General features: G+C 71.4%; 17 protein-coding genes. 13 read left to right on the plus strand and 4 right to left on the minus strand.

Annotation, left to right across the window (positions count from 1 at the left end; translation table 11 throughout):
• Positions 1 to 299 precede the first annotated feature (299 nt).
• Genes G6039_RS21885 through G6039_RS21895 form a run of 3 tightly spaced genes read right to left on the minus strand, consistent with a single transcriptional unit; the run spans position 300 to position 2,523 of the window.
• Positions 300 to 1,091 (minus strand): SDR family NAD(P)-dependent oxidoreductase, encoded by a 792-nt coding sequence (locus G6039_RS21885; protein ID WP_006935123.1) that lies wholly within the window; start codon positions 1,089 to 1,091, stop codon positions 300 to 302.
• Positions 1,092 to 1,112: 21 nt separating this feature from the next.
• A complete protein-coding gene (locus tag G6039_RS21890; RefSeq protein WP_006935124.1) occupies positions 1,113 to 1,370 on the minus strand; it encodes a hypothetical protein in 258 nt (85 codons plus the stop codon).
• The gene (locus G6039_RS21895; protein WP_006935126.1) at positions 1,348 to 2,523 is read right to left on the minus strand and encodes a 3-ketosteroid-9-alpha-monooxygenase, oxygenase component; all 1,176 of its coding nucleotides are present in this window, start codon (positions 2,521 to 2,523) and stop codon (positions 1,348 to 1,350) included. Before G6039_RS21895 ends, G6039_RS21890 begins: the two co-directional genes overlap by 23 nt.
• Positions 2,524 to 2,773: 250 nt before the next feature.
• Here G6039_RS21895 and hsaA point away from each other — a divergent pair, with 250 nt between their 5' ends.
• From hsaA to G6039_RS21935, 9 genes are all read left to right on the plus strand, one after another.
• On the plus strand, positions 2,774 to 3,940 hold the full coding sequence (gene hsaA, locus G6039_RS21900) for a 3-hydroxy-9,10-secoandrosta-1,3,5(10)-triene-9,17-dione monooxygenase oxygenase subunit (protein ID WP_043798582.1): 1,167 nt from the start codon (positions 2,774 to 2,776) through the stop codon (positions 3,938 to 3,940).
• A 259-nt stretch (positions 3,941 to 4,199) separates the two neighbouring features.
• Positions 4,200 to 4,829: a TetR/AcrR family transcriptional regulator gene (locus G6039_RS21905; RefSeq protein ID WP_006935134.1), complete on the plus strand. Its 630-nt coding sequence runs from the start codon at positions 4,200 to 4,202 to the stop codon at positions 4,827 to 4,829.
• Between the two features lie 267 nt (positions 4,830 to 5,096).
• Complete coding sequence (locus G6039_RS21910; RefSeq protein WP_029545923.1) at positions 5,097 to 6,257, plus strand: steroid 3-ketoacyl-CoA thiolase; 1,161 nt, start codon at positions 5,097 to 5,099, stop codon at positions 6,255 to 6,257.
• A 27-nt stretch (positions 6,258 to 6,284) separates the two neighbouring features.
• Positions 6,285 to 8,477, plus strand: coding sequence for an acyl-CoA dehydrogenase family protein (locus G6039_RS21915; protein WP_043798578.1), 2,193 nt, complete (start codon positions 6,285 to 6,287; stop codon positions 8,475 to 8,477).
• Positions 8,478 to 8,538: 61 nt separating this feature from the next.
• A complete protein-coding gene (locus G6039_RS21920) occupies positions 8,539 to 9,411 on the plus strand; it encodes a MaoC/PaaZ C-terminal domain-containing protein (protein WP_043798575.1) in 873 nt (290 codons plus the stop codon).
• On the plus strand, positions 9,408 to 10,058 hold the full coding sequence (locus tag G6039_RS21925) for a PaaI family thioesterase (protein WP_006935148.1): 651 nt from the start codon (positions 9,408 to 9,410) through the stop codon (positions 10,056 to 10,058). Before G6039_RS21920 ends, G6039_RS21925 begins: the two co-directional genes overlap by 4 nt.
• Positions 10,059 to 10,071: 13 nt before the next feature.
• Positions 10,072 to 10,860 (plus strand): SDR family NAD(P)-dependent oxidoreductase, encoded by a 789-nt coding sequence (locus G6039_RS21930; protein ID WP_029545917.1) that lies wholly within the window; start codon positions 10,072 to 10,074, stop codon positions 10,858 to 10,860.
• A gap of 276 nt (positions 10,861 to 11,136) precedes the next feature.
• Positions 11,137 to 11,265, plus strand: coding sequence for a hypothetical protein (locus G6039_RS31130; RefSeq protein ID WP_255326706.1), 129 nt, complete (start codon positions 11,137 to 11,139; stop codon positions 11,263 to 11,265).
• 160 nt (positions 11,266 to 11,425) lie between these two features.
• On the plus strand, positions 11,426 to 12,226 hold the full coding sequence (locus tag G6039_RS21935; protein WP_235194035.1) for a biosynthetic peptidoglycan transglycosylase: 801 nt from the start codon (positions 11,426 to 11,428) through the stop codon (positions 12,224 to 12,226).
• Between the two features lie 108 nt (positions 12,227 to 12,334).
• Here G6039_RS21935 and casG read toward each other — a convergent pair whose 3' ends face one another.
• Entirely contained in the window at positions 12,335 to 13,999 is a 1,665-nt protein-coding gene (casG, locus tag G6039_RS21940; protein WP_029545915.1) for a steroid-24-oyl-CoA synthetase, read from the minus strand.
• A gap of 217 nt (positions 14,000 to 14,216) precedes the next feature.
• On the opposite strand from casG, the gene G6039_RS21945 reads away from it, so the two are divergent.
• From G6039_RS21945 to G6039_RS21960, 4 genes are read left to right on the plus strand one after another with little or no spacing between them, the layout of a single operon-like run.
• Complete coding sequence (locus G6039_RS21945; RefSeq protein WP_006935158.1) at positions 14,217 to 15,410, plus strand: NADH:flavin oxidoreductase; 1,194 nt, start codon at positions 14,217 to 14,219, stop codon at positions 15,408 to 15,410.
• 14 nt (positions 15,411 to 15,424) lie between these two features.
• Positions 15,425 to 17,122 carry a steroid-22-oyl-CoA synthetase gene (casI, locus tag G6039_RS21950; RefSeq protein ID WP_050035869.1) on the plus strand — a complete coding sequence of 566 codons (1,698 nt, stop codon included), beginning with the start codon at positions 15,425 to 15,427 and terminating at the stop codon, positions 17,120 to 17,122.
• A 3-nt stretch (positions 17,123 to 17,125) separates the two neighbouring features.
• Complete coding sequence (locus tag G6039_RS21955; protein WP_006935160.1) at positions 17,126 to 17,998, plus strand: SDR family NAD(P)-dependent oxidoreductase; 873 nt, start codon at positions 17,126 to 17,128, stop codon at positions 17,996 to 17,998.
• The gene (locus G6039_RS21960; protein WP_043798566.1) at positions 17,995 to 18,879 is read left to right on the plus strand and encodes an LLM class F420-dependent oxidoreductase; all 885 of its coding nucleotides are present in this window, start codon (positions 17,995 to 17,997) and stop codon (positions 18,877 to 18,879) included. The genes G6039_RS21955 and G6039_RS21960 overlap by 4 nt, the downstream gene beginning before the upstream one ends.
• Positions 18,880 to 18,972: the final 93 nt, after the last annotated feature.

Below are 18,972 nucleotides of genomic sequence, written 5' to 3' on the forward strand. Positions count from 1 at the left end.
GCCGGTGCGTCCGTCCCCCCGGCCGACGGCCTGATCCGCCGCGGTTGAGCCGTGTCCGAACGGCATCGGCCGTCGGCTCCGGTGGATCGGGCCGGCCTGCCGGCGCAGCAAGTCGACGGTGGACCGACTGTCATGGAATGTGCGCCGCCCGGCCGACCCGATCCCGGGTAAGGTACCCGCCCGTCGACACTTTCACACCAACGGAGCCCGGGGAACCGGTGTGAGGTTTCTCGCGCCCCGGAACGGACGTCGCAGGGCCGGCATCCGATTCCGGATGCCGGCCCTGCGATGCGAGCGAGTCAGCCGCGGTTGAGCAGCTTGCGCATGGCGTCGGCCGCGCCCTTGACGAGCGTGTCGCGCGGGAAGCCGCTGCGCTTGACCGCCGCGTCGTAGTTGCCGCCGGCCACCCACACCGGCCCGTCGGTGAGGTGTTCGAGCCCCTCGCGGGCCACCTCCTCCGGCTCGGCGACGAGCATGCCGGGGATGTCGAAGTTCAGCCCGGCGCGGATCATCGCCGGGGTGCGGGTCACGCCGAGGACGAGTTCGACGACGTGTACCCCGTGCGGGGCGAGCTCGAGCCACAGGCTTTCGGCGAACACGCGACTGAACGCCTTGGACGCCGCGTAGATGCTCTGGTGTTCCGCCCCCATGTAGCCGGCGAGCGAACCGAGCAGCATGATGCCGCCCCGGCCGCGCTCCTTCATCTTCGCGCCGAACAGGTGCGAGAGTTCGAGCTGCCGATGGATGTTGAGGTCGATGACGCCACGGAAGCCGTCGAGGTCGCCGGTGACGAACTCGTTGCCGTAGCTGTTGGCGCCGGCGTTGAAGATGAGCAGGCCCACCTCGACGTCGTCGGTCGCCTGCCGGATCTGCTCGACGGCGTCGGGGGAGAGCAGGTCGAGTGCCAGGGTGCGGACCTGGACGCCGTTGCTGCGCACCTTCTCCGCGGTCTCCTCGAGCGGGCCGGGCTTGCGGGCGATGAGCACCAGATTCAGCCCCGCCTTGCTCAGCTCGTCGGCGAAGGCGGAGCCGACGCCCTCGGAGCCGCCGGCGATGACGGCCCATGGGCCGTAGTGCTGGACGTCGATCACGAAAGTTCCTTTCCGGCTGACTTACTGGACGATCGGTCCCGGGACCGGGGTGTCGTCGAGGACGGTGAGGCGGCCTTCGGTCGCGGCCCACGTGATCGTCTCGGCGAGCTTCGCGCAACCGCGGCGCGGCGCCCCGGGCCGGGAGTCCTGCCCACCCTGCTCACGCATCTCGGGGCACCGGGACCGCGCCTGCTCGTTCCACTGGACGGAGGTGTGCTCCCAGCTGTTCTTGGCGACGAGAACCCGGGCGCCGCACTCAGTGCACTGCAGGGGTTGCATCGGTGGTCGCCGCCTCCTCGGCGTCCTTCGTGCGGGCGAGGTTCTCCTCGACCTCCTTCATCCACGCCGCCACCGGGCGGGTGGTGTCCATCTCGAACTCGAACCGCTCGGTCATCTCCGGCTTGACGTCGGCCGCGTCCACGTAGAACTGCTCGTACCAGCGGCGCAGCTGGTAGACCGGGCCGTCCTCGTCGCACAGCAGCGGATTCTCGATGCGCGTCTTGTTCTTCCAGATCTCGACGTCCTGCTCGAAGCCTCGGGCGATGAAGTCACCGAACTTGCGGGCCGTCTCGTCGGCCGAGTCGCCGAGGGCGTCCGACTTCTTCACGATGATCCCGTACATCAGGACGAACTTGTTCTCGGTGACGGGGTAGTGGCAGTTGAGCAGCACCGAGTCGATATCGTAGCCCTCGTACTTGTACTGCAGGTCGTCGATCATGAACGACGGTCCGAAGTACGCCGCCTCGGAGCGGCTGCCGACGAGCTTCGGCTGGCCGTCGGCGTGCGGCCGCATGTCCTCCCGCGCCTGACCGTGCATGATCTGCGTCGCGACGTGCCCCTCGAAGATGTTCTTGAAATACGTGGGGAACGAGTAGTGCACGTAGAAGAAGTGCGCCATGTCGACGATGTTGTCGATGATCTCGCGGCAGTTGGTGTCGACCTCGGTGGTGTACCAGACCCAGTCGGTCCACTCGTCGCTCGTCGCGCCGGCGATGCGGGGAATGGTCACGTCGGCCGGCGGCGGGTTGCCCTCGGGGTCGTTCCAGACGAACAGCATCCCGTCCTGATCGAGCGTGTGCCAGGCGCGGGTCTTCGCGATCGGCGGAACGCGGCGGGCGTAGGGGATTGCGGTGCAACGTCCGTTGCCGCCCCAGCGCCAGTCGTGGAACGGGCAGGCCACCGAGTCGCCCTTGATCGTGCCCTGGCTGAGGTCGCCGCCCATGTGCCGGCAGTACGCGTCGAGGATCTTCAGGTCGCCGTTGCTGTCGGCGAACACGACGAGCTTGGTGCCGAAGGCATGGACCGAGTGCGGCTTGCCGTCCTTGAAGGACTCGGACAGGCCGAGGCAGTGCCAGCCGCGGGCGAACCGGGTGGGCGCGGAACCGGCCTCGATCTCGCGAACTTCGACGTCGTCGGACTTGCTGGAGCTCACTGTCGTCCGTCCTTTCGAATGGAATGTCGTATCGGATGGAGCACCTCGGGCACCGGTGCTGTGCGCGGGTGGGCCGGGGGACGGTGGCCGCCTGCGACCGTGTGCTCGACGCTAGGTGAGCCCGCTCACCGGGGATGGAGCGCATCCCACTGTCCGGGACCGTCTGCGGCGGTGTGTCCGGACGGCACCGCAGGATGGGGTGCCTGTTCCTGCCACGGTGACCCGTCCGGGTCGCGAAGGAGACACACCGATGTCCGACGACGTGCTGACGAAGGTCCGCGAGCTGCTGCCGTCCATCGCGGAGCGCGCCCGCAGCGTCGACGAAACGCGCCGGGTGCCCGACCAGACCGTCCAGGACCTGGCCGCCGCGGGAGTGTTCCGGATGCTGCAGCCCGCCCGGCACGGTGGACTGGAGAGCAACCCTGTGCGCTTCTACGAGGTGGTGCGGGCGATCTCGGGTGCCTGCGGCTCGACGGGCTGGGTGGCCTCGATCCTCGGCGTCCACTCGTGGCATCTGGCGTTGTTCGATGCGCGGGCACAGGACGACGTGTGGGGACAGGACGAGTCGACGCTCCTGTCGTCGTCGTACGCGCCGGTCGGCGAGCTCGTCCCGGTCGAGGGCGGCTTCGAGCTGTCGGGCAGCTGGCGGTTCTCCTCCGGCTGCGAACACGCGTCCTGGGCGCTGCTCGGGGCGCTCGTCGTCGGGGCCGAGGGCCGGCCGGTGGACTTCATGACGGTGCTCGTGCCGCGCACCGACTACCGGATCCAGGACGTGTGGGACGTCGTCGGCATGCGCGGCACCGCGAGCAACGAGATCACCGTGGAGAAGGCGTTCGTCCCGCACCACCGGACGGTGCGCAACTACGAGCTCGCGCAGCTGCGGGCCCCCGGGCACAACGTCAACCCGGGGCCGCTGTTCAGGCTGCCGTTCGCGGCGGTCTTCACCACCGCCGTTGCCGCGCCGGTCATCGGGACGGTCGCGGGATGCTACGAGCAGTACCTGAGCGCGATGCGCGACCGGGTGCGCCTGAGCCTGGGTGGAGGCCGGTTCGCCGAGGACCAGTTCGCGCAGGTCGCCGTCGCCCGCGCCGCGTCCGAGATCGACGCGGCGATCCTGCAGACGGACCGCAACATCCGCGAGTTGTACGAGCTGGCCGTGGCCGGGGAGCCGCTGCCGACGAGCATGCGGCTGCGGGTGCGCCGCGATCAGGTGCGCGGCACCGAGCGCGCCGTCGAGGCGATCGATCTGCTGTTCAAGACCGCGGGCGGCAACTCGCTCGGCCGCGGCAACCCCGTCGAGCGGGCGTGGCGCGACGCGCATGCCGGCAGCGTGCACGTCGCCAACGATCCCGAACGTGCCCTCGCCCTGTACGGCCGGGGCGTGTTCGGGCTGCCGGTGGAGGACAACCTCGTCTGAGCCGGTCCTTCCCGCGCGCGTCGATGCTTCCTGCGCGCGTCGGAACACGCAAGTAAGCACCGTGCCGCGCAACCACATGGGATCGCCCGGTTCGGTATCCTCCATCTGGCCTGGGCGTGGATGTCGAACCCGGACGCAGGGATGCGGCACAGTCCAGGGCAGGTCCCACTGAGCGGAAGATTTCTGCCGGCACGATGCAGGATGAGGGACGCTGGGCGGCACGGCGTAGCCGCAGGTACGAGACGACGGAGGAACCACGGTGCCGAGAGTTGCCGAAGCGCGGGACGCCGCGGAGCCGACGTCCGCCGAGCAGCGCGCACGGTTCGGCCGCATCCTCGACGCGGCGGCGCGCCTGGCAACCGAGAAGGAACTCGAGCGGGTGCAGATGCATGAGGTCGCGAAGATGGCCGGCGTCGCCATCGGCACCCTGTACCGCTACTTCCCGTCCAAGACGCACCTGTTCGTGGCGGTGATGGTCGACCAGATCGAGCAGATGAGCGATCGGATGACCCAGCGCCCGAACCCCGATTCGACTCCGCAGGAGGCCATCTACGAGGCTCTCGTGCGGGCCACCCGGGCGCTGCGGCGACGGCCGTTGCTGGCGGCGGCGATGATCCAGTCCACGAGCACCGCCAAGGCCACGGCCATCCCCGACGTCGCCAAGATCGACCGCCGGTTCCGGGAGGTCCTCTACCGCGCGGCCGGGCTCGAGTACGTCACCGAGCGGGATGCGACGCTCGTGCGGGTGCTCGAGCAGGCGTGGTTCGGGATCATCCAGTCGAGTCTCAACGGCCGGATCTCGGTGCCGGATGCGGAGTCGGACCTGCGCGTGGCCTGCGAGCTGCTGCTCGCGGGCCTGTCGAACGCGCGGCCCGCTCCGTCCGCCTGACGCCGGGCCGCGCCGGTCCCCGCCGGGGCGCCGTGCCCGCACAGTACTGAAATGAATTCTTCTATCGGCGACGGTCGCGCGGGCCGGTCGGCTGCGCGACGTGCGCATGCATACTGGTAGTTCATTGCGAGAGCAGCCTCGCCGCCGACAGGCCATTGTCTCGGCGTAGTGAATAGAATACATTACAAAAATGAACGCGTTCCCGGTTCGTCCGTCGGCGCGTCCGATTGCCTTCCAGCCCAGCACTCACGTCCGAGGAGCTTGTTCATGACCGAGGTAGTCATCGTCGAGGCGGCGCGCACCCCCATCGGCCGCCGCCGGGGCGCCCTGGCCGGTCTGCACCCGGCCACCCTGCTCGGCACCGCACAGCGCGCCGTGCTCGACCGCGCCGGCCTCGCCCCCGACCAGGTGGGTCAGATCGTCGGCGGCTGTGTCACCCAGGCCGGGGAACAGTCCAACAACATCACCCGGCAGGCGTGGCTGCACGCCGGCCTGCCCTACGGCACGGCCGCCACATCGATCGACTGCGCGTGCGGCTCCTCCCAGCAGGCCGTCCACATCGTCGCCGGCCTCATCGCCTCCGGGCAGATCTCCGCGGGCATCGGCTGCGGTGTCGAGTCCATGAGCCGGGTGTTCCTCGGCCAGGCACTCACCCCGGAGACCGGCAACCCGTATCCGGACGACTGGACCATCGACATGGGCGACCAGTTCACGTCGGCCGAGCGCATCGCCACCCATCGCGGCATCAAGCGGGGTGACACCGACGCCTTCGGCCTCGAGTCGCAGCGCCGCGCCGCCCGGGCCTGGGCCGAGGGCCGGTTCGACCGCGAGATCGTGCCCACCGAGGCGCCCGTCCTCGCCGACGGCGTGCCCACCGGGGAGACCACCGTCGTCACCCGCGACGGCGGCCTGCGCGAGACCACCGCCGAGGGGCTGGCCGCCCTGAAGCCCGTCGTGGAGGGCGGCATCCATACGGCCGGGTCGGCGTCGCAGATCAGCGACGGCGCCGCCGCCGTCCTGCTGACCAGCGCGCAGCGCGCACAGGAACTGGGCCTGCGGCCCCGCGCACGCATCGTCGCCTCGGGAATGGTCGGGTCGGACCCCTACTACCACCTCGACGGCCCGATCGACGCCACGCGGAACGTCCTGGACAAGGCCGGCATGACGCTGGGCGACATCGATCTCGTCGAGATCAACGAGGCGTTCGCGTCGGTCGTGCTGTCGTGGGCGCAGGTGCTCGGCGCCGACCTGTCCAAGGTCAACGTCAACGGCGGCGCCATCGCCCTCGGCCACCCGGTCGGCTCGACCGGCGCCCGGCTCCTCACCACCGCACTGCACGAACTCGAACGATCCGACCGGTCCACGGCACTGGTCACCATGTGCGCGGGCGGCGCACTGTCCACCGCCACCGTCATCGAACGCATCTGACCACACCATCGAATCCACGAGGCCGACATGACCATTGGACTGACAGACGAGGATCGCGACCTGCGCGACTCGGTGCGGAGCTGGGCCGCCCGGCACGTCACCCCCGAGGTGCTGCGTGAGGCCGTCGAGGCCAAGGCCGACACCCGCCCGGCGTTCTGGGGCTCGCTCGCCGAGCTCGGGGTGCTCGGCCTGCACCTTCCCGAGGAGGTCGGCGGTGCCGGATGCGGCCTCGTCGAACTCGCCGTCGTCACCGAGGAACTCGGCCGGTCGATGGTGCCGGGCCCGTTCCTGCCGACCGTGCTGACCGCGGCCGTGCTGCGCGACGCCGGCCGGACCGGCGAGCTCGCCGGCCTCGCGGACGGATCCACGCTCGCCGGCATCGCTCTCGACCCGGGCACGCTGCGGGTGGAGCGCGGCGCCTCGGGCACCACGCTGTCCGGCCGGTCCGGGTACGTGCTCGGCGGCCACACCGCCGACCTGCTGCTCGTCGCCGCCGAGGACGCCGGCAACCGGGCCTGGGTGCTGCTGCGCCGGGACGGACTCGAGCTCGAGGACCTGCCCAGCCACGATGTGGTGCGCGGCAATTCGCAGATCGTGGTGGACGGTTTCGCGCTCGCCGCGGCGGACGTGCTGCGGATCGAGCCGCAGCGGGTCACCGACCTCGCCGCCACTCTGTTCGCGGCCGAGGCGTCCGGAATCGCGGACTGGTGCGTGCGCACCGCGGCCGACTACGCCGCCGTGCGCCGCCAGTTCGGCCGCCCGATCGGCCAGTTCCAGGGTGTCAAGCACCGGGCGGCGCGCATGCTCACGCTCGCGGAGCAGGCCCGCGTGTGCGCGTGGGACGCCGCCCGCGCGCTGACGCCCGGCGCTGCCGACGCCGACGAGGCGTCCCTCGCGGCCGCCGTCGCCGGCGCCACCGCCCCCGAGGCCGCCTTCGCCGTGGCCAAGGACTGCATCCAGATCCTCGGCGGCATCGGCTACACGTGGGAGCACGACGCGCACCTGTATCTGCGTCGCGCACAGTCGCTGCGAATCCTGCTGGGCTCCACCGCGTCCTGGCGCCGGCGCGTCACCGATCTCACCCGCCGCGGCGCCCGCCGCGTCCTCGGCATCGACCTGCCGCCGGAGGCGGAGCAGATCCGCACCGGGGTGCGTGACGAACTCGCCCCGGCCGTCGACCTCGGCGGCGGCGAACGCACGCGGTATCTCGCGGAGAAGGGATACACCGCACCGCATCTGCCCGCACCCTGGGGCAAGGGCGCCGACGCCGTCGCCCAGCTGGTGATCGCCGAGGAGCTGCGCGCGGCGAACCTGACGCCGCACGACATGATCATCGGCAACTGGGTGGTGCCGACCCTCATCGCGCACGGCAGCCCCGAGCAGCAGCGACGGTTCGTGCCGCCGTCCCTTCGGGGCGAGATCGTCTGGTGCCAGCTGTTCTCCGAGCCCGGCGCCGGCTCCGACCTCGCGTCGCTCACCACCAAAGCCACCAAGGTCGACGGCGGATGGGTGCTGCAGGGACAGAAGGTGTGGACCTCGATGGCGCGCGATGCCCACTGGGGCATCTGCCTCGCCCGCACAGACGCCTCGGTGCCCAAGCACAAGGGCCTGTCGTACTTCCTCGTCGACATGCGCAGCAGCGAGGGGCTCGACATCCGCCCGCTGCGCGAGATCACCGGCGAGGCCCTGTTCAACGAGATCTTCATCGACAACGTGTTCGTTCCCGACGACTGCCTCGTCGGCGAGCCCGGCGACGGCTGGAAGCTCGCCCGCACCACCCTCGCCAACGAACGCGTCTCCCTCTCGCACGACTCGTCCCTCGGCTCCGGGGGTGAGGCCCTCCTCGAGCTGGCGGCCGGACTGCCCGGCGGCCTCGACGACGAGCAGGCCACCACGCTCGGAAAGGTGCTGTGCGACGCCCAGACCGGCGGTCTGATGGGCCTGCGCACCACGCTGCGGTCCCTCGCCGGGGCCCAGCCGGGAGCCGAGTCCTCGGTCGCGAAGCTGCTCGGCGTCGAGCACATCCAGCAGGTGTGGGAGGTCGCGATGGACTGGGCCGGGCCGCGCGCCCTGCTCGGCGGGCAGCACCGCCGGTCGGCGACGCAGATGTTCCTCAACTCGCAGTGCATGTCGATCGCCGGCGGCACCACCAACGTTCAGCTCAACATCATCGGCGAGCGGCTGCTCGGCCTGCCCCGCGACCCCGAACCCGGAAAGTGAGCACGGCGATGACATCGACGCAACGAGGCGCCGGTTCCACGGACGAAGAGGAGAACTGACCGTGCCCATCGACCCGAACGTCGCCCTGTCCGCCGAACCGGCGGTGCGCGAAGCGATCTGGACCGACCGCGACGTCATGCTCTACCACCTCGGTCTCGGCGCCGGGGGCGACGGACTCGACCCGGCCGAGCTGAGCTGGGTGTACGAGAAGAACCTGCGCGTGCTCCCGACGTTCGCAATGGTCGCCGGTCAGGGGATCTCGGCCGGCGCGCTGAAGCCGGCCGGAATGAACCTGCCCGGCATCGACATCGACCTGCGCCGGATCCTGCACGGCGGGCAGTCGCTGCAGGTGCACGCACCGATCCCCATCTCCGGCACGGCGCACATCTCGTCGCGGGTGGCGCACGTGTGGGACAAGGGCAAGGCCGCGGTCATCGTGCTGGAGCAGTCCGCCGCCACCCCCGAGGGTGCCCCGCTGTGGACCACCGGCATGCAGATCTGGGCCCGGGGCGAGGGCGGCTTCGGCGGTGAGCCCGGACCGGAAGCGGCCCAGTCGATTCCGGATCGGGAGGCGGACGCGGTCCTCGTCTCCCCGACGAGCCCGCGGCAGGCGCTGCTGTACCGGCTCAGCGGCGACATGAACCCGCTGCACGCCGATCCGGCGTTCGCGCGGGCCGCCGGCTTCGACCGGCCGATCCTGCACGGCCTCGCGTCGTACGGCATCGTGTGCAAGGCCGTCGTCGACGGCATCCTCGACGGCGATCCCACCCCGGTGCGGGACTTCTCGGTGCGGTTCGCCGGCTCCCTGTTCCCGGGCGAGACCCTCGAGACCGCCGTCTGGCGCGACGGCGACCGGCTGACGCTGCTCGCCACCTGCCCGGAGCGCGACGGCGCCCCCGTCCTCACCCACGCCACGATGGAGGTCCGCTCGTGAAGACCGGCACCCATCCCACCGCCGCCACCCACGCGCACCGCACGGTGCTGACGTCGGCGCCGCAGGACGCACCCGTCGACCGGGCCACCGCCGCCGCGCGGCGCGTGGTCGACGCCATGCTGCGCACCGACCGGGGCAACGCCAACCTCGACCGCGTCGCCGAGGAACTCGACAGCATCGCCGACCACCTCGAGGAGCACGCACCCGCCGTCGCCGAGCGGCTGATCGACATGTGGAACGGCGAGGGTGTCACCCGGCACGACCCGGTCACCGGCCCCGAAAACGCGATCGCGCCGCCCCTGGTCCTCGAGGGCCTCGAGGACGGCTCGGTACAGGGCACCGTCACGCTCACGCTGCCGTACCAGGGCCCGCCCGGGTGCGTGCACGGCGGCGTGTCCGCGCTGATCCTCGACCACGTGCTCGGCGTCGCCAACGCCTGGGGCGGCAAGTCCGGCATGACGGCGAACCTCGTCACGAACTACCACCGGCCGACGCCGCTGTTCGAGCCGCTCGTCGTCACCGGCCGGCTCGTCTCCGTCGACGGCCGCAAGATCCGCACCGTCGGCAGCATCGCGACGGCCGACGGGCAGCTGTGTGTCTCGGTGGAGGGGCTGTTCGTCGACAGGACGGTGCCGCGGCCCCGCTAGGAGGAGAACACCGATGGGAGCACTCGAAGGCCGGGTCGCGCTGGTCACCGGCGCCGGCATGGGCATCGGCCGGGGCATCGCCGCGGCGTTCGCGCGGGAGGGCGCGGACGTCGTCGTCGCCGAGATCGACGAGACGGCCGGCGCCGGCACGGCCCGGTGGCTGCGGGACGAGTGGGGCGTGCGCGCCCACTTCCAGCGCACCGACATCACCGACAAGGGCCAGGTCCACGCGATGGTCGACGCCGCGGTCGAGCGGTTCGGCCGCCTCGACATCCTCGTCAACAACGCGTGGCGCAGCTCCGGTTACGCCCGGTTCGAGAACATGACCGACGAGCAGCTGCGCGGCGGCTTCGACATGGCGGTGATGGCCGCGTTCTGGGCGATGCGGCGCGCCCTGCCCGAACTCGAGCGTCGCGGCACCGGCCGGGTGATCAACCTGTGCTCCCTCAACGGCGTCAACGCGCACATGTACTCCGTGCAGTACAACGCCGCCAAGGAGGCGCTGCGCACCCTCACCCGCACCGCCGCGCGGGAATGGGCGCCGAAGCAGATCTGCTGCAACGTGATCTGCCCGGGCGCGCAGAGCGAGGCGTTCCGGCGGGTGGCCGAGGCCAACCCGCAGATGGCGGCCGCGTCGGCGGCGGCCAACCCGATGGGCCGGATCGGCGATCCGGTCGAGGACATCGGGCCCGTCGCGGTGTTCCTCGCCGGCGACGCCTCCCGCTACGTGACGGGCAACACGCTGTTCGTCGACGGCGGCGCCCACATCAACGGTGTCCAGTGGGCGCCGCAGGTGGACTGAGCCCCTCGCCGACAACGGTCCCGGACATCGACAACTGTCGCGACGTGTGTCGGTGTCCGGTTCCGTCCACCGCACCTGTTCGACGGGACGCGGGCCTCGAATCCGGGCGCGACCACAGCGTCGACCTCCCCCCGCGACCGAACCGTGACCGACGCCGACGAGGATGGAGCGGACACGAGTCGGTGAGTGGCGGGAGGCGTGGGCGGCGATGAGGCCGAGCAGGTGCGTGCGGTGCGGCCGGGTAATGGGCCCGTTCGAGGAGCGGATCCACGATCGGTGCGCGCGGTGCGCGGGCCCGGCACCGCGCTCGTCGGCACCGCGCTGGGCGGCACCGCGCTCGTCGGCACCGCGCTGGGCGGCACCGCAGCGCGACGCCGGACCCACGCCCTGGCCGCCGTCCGGTGAGCCGCCGCGCCCCGAGCCCGGCCCCGGGTCCCTGCTGCAGAGGCTTCGGCGCTCCCGACTGCACTGGCGTCGTCCCGCCCCCGCACCGCCGCCGCGCGTCCCGGTCCCGCCGCCGAATCCCTGGCTGCGCCGGGCGAAACGCGCGGCCGCGGCGCTCACGGTGGTCGCGTTCGTCACCGTCGTCGCGGCCTCGTCGCTGCGCGTGTGGACGCCGTCGTCGTCGCGGTTCATGCGGATCGACGACGGTCCGATCGCCTACCAGTACGTCTCGCTCGACCATGTCAGCCGGTACGTCGTCGCGTCGGTGATCGCGCACGAGGACGACCAGATGGGCCTGCGGGCACAGGCGTTCCACTGGGGTGACTTCGCCGACCGCGCCCGTGCCCATCTGACGGGCGAGGAACAACAGACGTATTCGACGATCCCGCAGCAGCTGGCAAAGAACATGTTCTTCACCCCCGACCAGAGCGCGGTCCGCAAGGCCGTCGAGACGGTGCCCTCGGTGCTGCTGAGTGCGACCCTGCCGGACGCCCGCATGATGGAGCTGTACCTGAACTACGCGCAGTTCGGCCCGGACCTGTACGGGGTGTGCGCGGCCAGCTGGTACTACTTCGACACCCCGCCGTGGGAGATGTACCAGTACCACGCGATGCAGCTGGCCGGCATGCTGCCCAACCCGGAGGACGTGGTGCGCCTGCCCGGGGGCGGTGTCGCGACTCCCGCCGACGCGCAGTACCCGAGCGCGGCGTTCCACATCAACGGCGCCGCGAACGTCGACCTGTCCGCCCGGTTCGCCGGCTGGGGCGGCTGGGAGAACCTCGTCGCGTCGGTCGGGATCGACGACTCGGCCGCCGACCACGCCGACGACCGTCCGAGCGACGACTCGTGCTCGACGATGCCCGAGCCGGTGCGGCAGCGCCTGGCCGTGGAGGATCCGGGGTTCGTGTCCCGGTCGCAGTAGCCGGACGCGCCGCGACGGACCTGGCGGTTGCGGGCAGCGGTGTTTCTTGCGCGCGAACGGACGCGCGCAAGAAACACCTTTCCGAGCAGGAACATTCGACGACGGCCGCTAGATGCCGACCTCGCGGCGCAGCGTCTTACCCGTCGCGTTGCGGGGCAGCAGGTCGGAGGTGATCCGCCAGCGCGTGGGCACCTTGAAGTACGACAGCCGCTCGGCCGCGAACTCGCGCAGTTCCTCCTCGGTGACGTGAGCCCCCTCGGCGACGACCACCACCGCCGCGACTTCCTGGCCGAGGTCGGGGTGCGGAACGCCGATCACGGCGCACTCGCGCACGGCCGGGTGCTCGTCGAGGGTCTGCTCGATCTCGGTGGGATAGACGTTCTCGCCGCCGCGCAGGATCAGGTCGGAGCGACGGCCCGTCAGTCGCAGCCGGCCGTTCTCGATGACGCCGTAGTCGCCGGTGCGCAGCCACCGGTCCGGGGTGATGGCCGCGGCCGTGGCCTCCTCGTCCTCCCAGTAGCCGAGCATGACGAACGGGCTGCGCACGCACACCTCGCCCTCCACGCCGTCCGGCAGCCATTCGCCGAACGGGTCGCGGATCTCGAGGCTCACGGTGATGATCGGCCGGCCCAGGGTGCCGGGGAACGCCTCGAGGTCCTGGGAGTTGGCCACCGCGATGGCGGTGCTGCACTCGGTGAGGCCGTAGCTGTCGACGAGGGCGTTGCGGGCGAACGGCACCTTCTCGCGCAGCCGGTCCTTGAACGCGATCGACGACGGCGCCGACGCGAGCGCGAACGCCGTCAGCGACGACAGGTCGTACTTGCCGAGGTCGTCGTGCTCGAGCAGCCGCGACGCCATGGTGGGGACCGCACCCCAGTTGGTGACGCGTTCGCGCTCGATGAGGCCGAGCACCTTGTCGACGTCGAACGAGCCCTGGTGCATGATCACGGCGCTGCCCGTCGCCAGGCGCGGGACGACCAGGTTGTGCAGGCTCGCGATGTGGAACAGCGGCGAGGTGAGCAGGTAGCGCAGGTCGCTGGGGACGTCGTCGCCGGCGGTCCGCCCGGTGAACGCGGCGAGCAGGGCGTCGCTGAACCGGTGGTAGTCCACGACGGCGAGCAGGTTGCGGTGCGAGTGCAGCGCGCCTTTGGGCCGGCCGCTGGTGCCGCTGGTGTACAGGATGACGGACGGGTCGTCCTCGTCGATGTCGACGCGCGGCGGCACGGCGTCGGGGAACTGCGCGATCAGCCGGGGCAGGTCCTCCTCCATCGTCAGGACCGTGATCCCACCGGTGTCGACGTCGGCCAGGGCCGCGGCGCGCTTGGCGTCGACGACGAGGATCTTCGGCCGGCTGTGCTTCAGGCCGTACTCGATCTCCCGCGGCACCCACCATCCGTTGAGGCCGACGGTGATGGCGCCGAGCACCTGGCTCGCCCAGAACGCGATCACCCATTCGGGGGTGTTCGCTCCCAGTATCGCGACCCGGTCACCCTTCTCCACGCCGTACCGCTCGCGCAACGCGTGGGCGAGGGAGTACGCCGCGGCGGCGTGCTCGGTGAACGACAGCCGGCGGTCGGCGGTGACGAGGTAGTCCCGGTCGCCCCAGCGCAGGGAGTCGGCGAGCAGGTCGCCCACGGCCTTGCCGCGGTTCTTCATCACCGGCATCGAGGCGCCGAGCACCTCTTCCTCGACGATCTCGAACCGGCCACCCGGGCCGGTGAGGCGGGAGACGACCTCGTCGAGGTACAGCCGGGGATCTGCGGACGCAGTCATGCGGGGACCTTTCCTTCGTGTCACGTGAATACCGTGTCACCTGCTGCGATGGACCTGGAACCCCACCCCGGCCGCGGCCGCGTGTGAGGCGTGCCACTGCAATTTCTCATGCCGGATCGCGGCCGCGGAAGTGGTTACCACTGAGCGGGACTTCCCGTGATCCACCCGACAGCCGGGGCTACGTTCGGCGCAGAATCGCTGCCGGAGGAGCAACCGCATGTCCACATTTCTCGACAACCCGACGACGAGGATCGATCCCTTCGCCCCCGCGAAGCTCGGTCCGCTGACCCTGCGCAACCGGGTCATCAAGGCGGCCACGTTCGAGGGGCTCACCCCGAAGGGGCTCGTCACCGACGAGCTCATCGAGTTCCACCGCCGGCCCGCCGCCGGCGGCGTCGGCATGACGACGGTCGCGTACTGCGCCGTCGCGCCGGACGGCCGCACCGCGCCCGGCCAGCTGCAGTGGACCGACGAGACCCGGCCCGGCATGCGCAGGCTCACCGACGCGATCCACGCCGAGGGCGCCGCGGTGTCGGCGCAGATCGGGCACGCCGGACCGGTCGCCGCCGCCAAGTACCTGGGCACCCCCGCGCTCGGTCCGAGCCGCGCCTTCCGCATGACGACCCAGAACTTCAGCAAGCCCGCGACCAAGGCGGACATCGCCCGCATCACCGAGGGCCACGCCGAGGCCGCGCGCCGCGCCGTCGAGGCCGGGTTCGACGCGGTCGAGATCCATTTCGGGCACAACTACCTGATCAGCTCGTTCCTGAGCCCGAAGATCAACAAGCGCAAGGACGAGTACGGCGGCTCGCTCGAGAACCGCGCGCGCTTCGCGCGGGAAGCCGCCCGCGCCGTCCGCGACGCCGTGGGAGACAGGATCGCGATCCTCGCCAAGCTCAACATGGACGACGGTGTGCCCGGCGGCTTCTGGCTCGACGAGTCGATCCAGGTGGCCAAGTGGCTCGAGGCCGACGGCTCGCTCGACGCCCTCGAGCTCACCGCCGGCAGCTCCCTGCTCAACCCGATGTACCTGTTCAAGGGCGACGCGCCGCTGCGCGACTTCGCCGCCGTGATGCCGCAGCCCACGAAGCTCGGGATCCAGCTGGTGGGCAAGCACTTCCTGCGCGAGTACCCCTACCGCGACGGCTACCTGCTCGAGGACGCCAAGCAGTTCCGGTCGCAGCTGAAGATGCCGCTGGTGCTGCTCGGCGGCATCACCAACCGGGCGATCATCGACGAGGCGATGGCCGAGGGCTTCCAGTTCGTCGCCGCCGCGCGGGCACTGCTGCGCGAGCCGGATCTCGTCAACCGCATGCAGGAGGACGCGGCCGCCGCGTCGCTGTGCAACCACTGCAACAAGTGCATGACCGCCATCTACGGGGGCACCCACTGCGTGCTCCGGACGGCGTGAAGGGAGCCGCGACGATGACGAGCACCGTGAACCCCCGCGCCGCCGCAACGGAGACGGGGGTGCAGCGCGCCACCATCGCCGAGATGCTGCTCGACCGCGTCGGCGACGACCGGCTCGGCCTGCGGACCCGGGAGCGGGACTGGACCTGGGACGCCGTGGTGCGCGAGAGCGCGGCCCGCGGCGAGCTGGCCCGCGCGCTGCGCGTCGACGGCCCGTTCCACATCGGCATTCTTCTCGACAACGTCCCGGACTTCCTGTTCTGGCTCGGCGGGGCGGCCCTGGCGGGCGCGACGGTCGTCGGCATCAATCCCACGCGCGGCGCGGCGGAGCTCGAGGCCGAGATCCGGTACGTGGACTGCCAGCTCATCGTCACCGACACCGCCGGGATGGCGAAGCTGCGCGGCCTCGACCTGGGCCTCGACGAGGACCGCTTCCTGCTGATCGACGATCCCGACTACGCGGCGCGGCTCGAGCGGGTGGAACCGGCGATCGCCGACGGCGTCGGCGAGGACAGCCTGTTCCTGCTGCTGTTCACCTCCGGCACCACCGGCCGTTCGAAGGCCGTCAAGTGCTCCCAGGGCCGGTTGTCGCGGCTCGCGTACGCCAACACCGCCAAGTACGGGCACCACCGCGACGACGTCGACTACTGCTGCATGCCGCTGTTCCACGGCAACGCGCTGATGGCGCTGTGGGCGCCGGCGCTGGCCAACGGCGCGACGGTGTGCCTGACCCGCAAGTTCTCCGCGTCCGGCTTCCTGCCCGACGTGAAGTTCTTCGGCGCGACGTTCTTCACCTACGTCGGCAAGGCCCTGGCGTACCTGATGGCCACGCCGGAGCAGCCCGACGACGCCGACAACCGGCTCGAACGGGGTTTCGGCACCGAGGCCTCGCCCGAGGACAAGGCCGAGTTCGTGCGCCGGTTCGGTGCGGTGCTGTACGAGGGGTACGGCTCGAGCGAGGGCGCCGGTTCGGTCCGGCTCGATCCGCAGGCCCCGGAGGGCGCCCTCGGCCGGCCCGCCCACGCGGGTATCGCGGTGGTGAACCCCGACACCCTCGAGGAGTGCGCCCGCGCGGTGCTCGACGAGCACGGCCGCGTCCTCAACCCGGACGAGGCGATCGGGGAGATGATCAACAAGGAGGGCGCCCGCGCCTTCGAGGGCTACTACAAGAACGACGTCGCCGACGCGGAGCGGATCCGCAACGGCTGGTACTGGACCGGCGATCTCGGCTACGTCGACGAGGCCGGCTTCATCTACTTCGCCGGCCGCAAGGGCGACTGGATCCGGGTCGACGGCGAGAACACCTCGGCCCTGATGATCGAGCGGGTCCTGCGCCGGCATCCGAAGGTCGTGAGCACCGGCGTCTACGCGGTGCCGGATCCCCGGTCGGGCGATCAGGTGATGGCGGCGATCGAGGTCGAGTCCCTCGCCGGCTTCGATCCGGTCGAGTTCGCCGAATTCCTCACCGGGCAGGCCGATCTCGGTTCGAAGGCCGCGCCGCGGTTCGTGCGCGTGTCGACGAACCTGCCGGTGACGGGCTCGAACAAGGTCCTCAAGCGCGAGCTGCAGGCGCAGCGCTGGCACACCACCGAGCCCGTGTACCGGTGGGTGGGACGCGGCGCGCCGGAGTACACCGCGATGAGCGCGGACGACAAGGCCGCGCTCGACCGGGAGTTCGCCGCGCACGGCCGGCAACGGCTGCTGAGCGTGTAGGCGATGCCGGACACCCGCGTCGCCCTCGTCACCGGTGCCAGCCGCGGCATCGGGCGCGAGACCGCCCTCGCGTTCGCCCGGGCCGGCTTCGACGTCGCGGTCACCGCCCGCACGGTCCGCGAGGGCCGGGGCACGGTGCCTCCGCGCACCCGCCGCGACGGCGACGAGCCGATCGCCGTCCCCGGCAGTCTCGAGACCACCGCGGCGGCGATCGAATCGCTCGGGGTGCGGGCACTGCCCGTCCCGATGGACCTGCTCGACGTCGACTCCGTGCGGGCCGCGGGCCGCCGTGTGCTGGACGTGTGGGGCCGGATCGACGTGCTCGTCAACAACGCCTACGCACAGACGAGCGGCAACATGGACCGGCTCCTCGACATCGATCTCGCCGACGCCGCCGCCATGGTGGAGGGCAACTACCTGCACCAGCTGGCGCTGATCCAGACGGTGCTGCCGGCCATGCTCGCCCGCGGCGGCGGCGTCGTGATCGACCTCGTGTCCGGGTCGGCCGCGATCGATCCGCCCGCGCCGCCGGGGGAGGGCGGCTGGGGTCTGTCGTACGCGGCGTCGAAGGCCGCGTTCGCGCGGGTCGCCGGGATGATCAACGCCGAGTACCGCGCCCGCGGTGTCCGGGCGTTCAACCTCAGTCCGGGTTTCGTCGTCACCGAGTCGGGGCGGGCCCGGGGCGGCACCCGCGCGGTGGAGGACGCCGGGTTCGACGCGGTGCCGGCGACGGTGCCCGCCGACGCCGCGGTGTGGCTGGCGACGGTGCCCGACGCGGACCGGTTGCTGGGCAAGGTCGTATGGGCGCCGACGCTGATCGAGAGGATGTCCGCTTCCGCGGTGGAGCGGCGGAACGAGAGGACGGACGTCACGTGAAGCTGGGTGTGGTGGTGCCGGTCGAGCTGGAGCAGAGCGGGGAACCCGAGTGGATCCTCGAATTCGCCCGCGCCGCCGAGAAACTGGGTTTCGACGAGATCTCCGCCGTCGAGCATTCCGTCGTCGTCGCGAACACGGGCAGCGCGTACCCGTATGCGCCGACCGGCAAGTCGCACCTGCCCGACGACTGCGACCTGCCCGACCCGCTCGAGCTGCTGTCGTTCGTCGCCGGCGCCACCACCGACCTCGGGCTCGCGACCGGGGTGCTGGTGCTGCCCAACCACCATCCCGTGGTCCTGGCCAAACGCCTGGCCACCCTCGACCGGCTCGCCCGCGGCCGGGTCCGGATCTGCCTGGGACTGGGCTGGATGCGGGAGGAGATCGAGGCGTGCGGCGGCGACTTCGACCGTCGCGGGAAGATCGCCGACGAGGCGATCGCGGTGATGCGGGCCCTGTGGGCCGGCACCGGTCCGGCCGGGGTGGACTTCGACGGCGAGTTCTTCACCTTCCGCGGCGCCCACAGCTGGCCGAAACCGCACCGCGAGACCGGGGTGCCGCTGTACATCGGTGGGCACAGCGCGGCCGCCGCGCGGCGGGCCGGCCGGCTCGGCGACGGGTTCCAGCCGCTCGGCCTGGCGGGGGAGGACCTCGACCGCGCGATCGGGCGGATGCGCCGCGCCGCCGAGGCGGCGGGCCGCGATCCCGGCACCGTCGAGCTGGTCTTGGGGGCGACCCTGCCGCGGCTGGACGAGGCGCGGATGGACCGGGCCCGGAAGCTGGGGGCCGGGCGGATGGTGCTGTCGGCCTCGCCGAAGGCCGGATCGCTGAGCCAGGTCCTCGACGAGATGGCCGCCTGCGCCGAACGCCTCGGCCGGGTCTGACGCCGGGCCGGTTCCCGCTGGCCGAGATGCTCCGCCCGGCCGACGGCAACGCTGACTAGCGTCCGAGGTCACAACGACATTCGGTCGCTAGGA

The sequence above is a fragment of the Rhodococcus aetherivorans genome (genome assembly GCF_011058165.1).
In the GTDB taxonomy this organism is placed as follows: Bacteria; Actinomycetota; Actinomycetes; order Mycobacteriales; family Mycobacteriaceae; genus Rhodococcus; species Rhodococcus aetherivorans.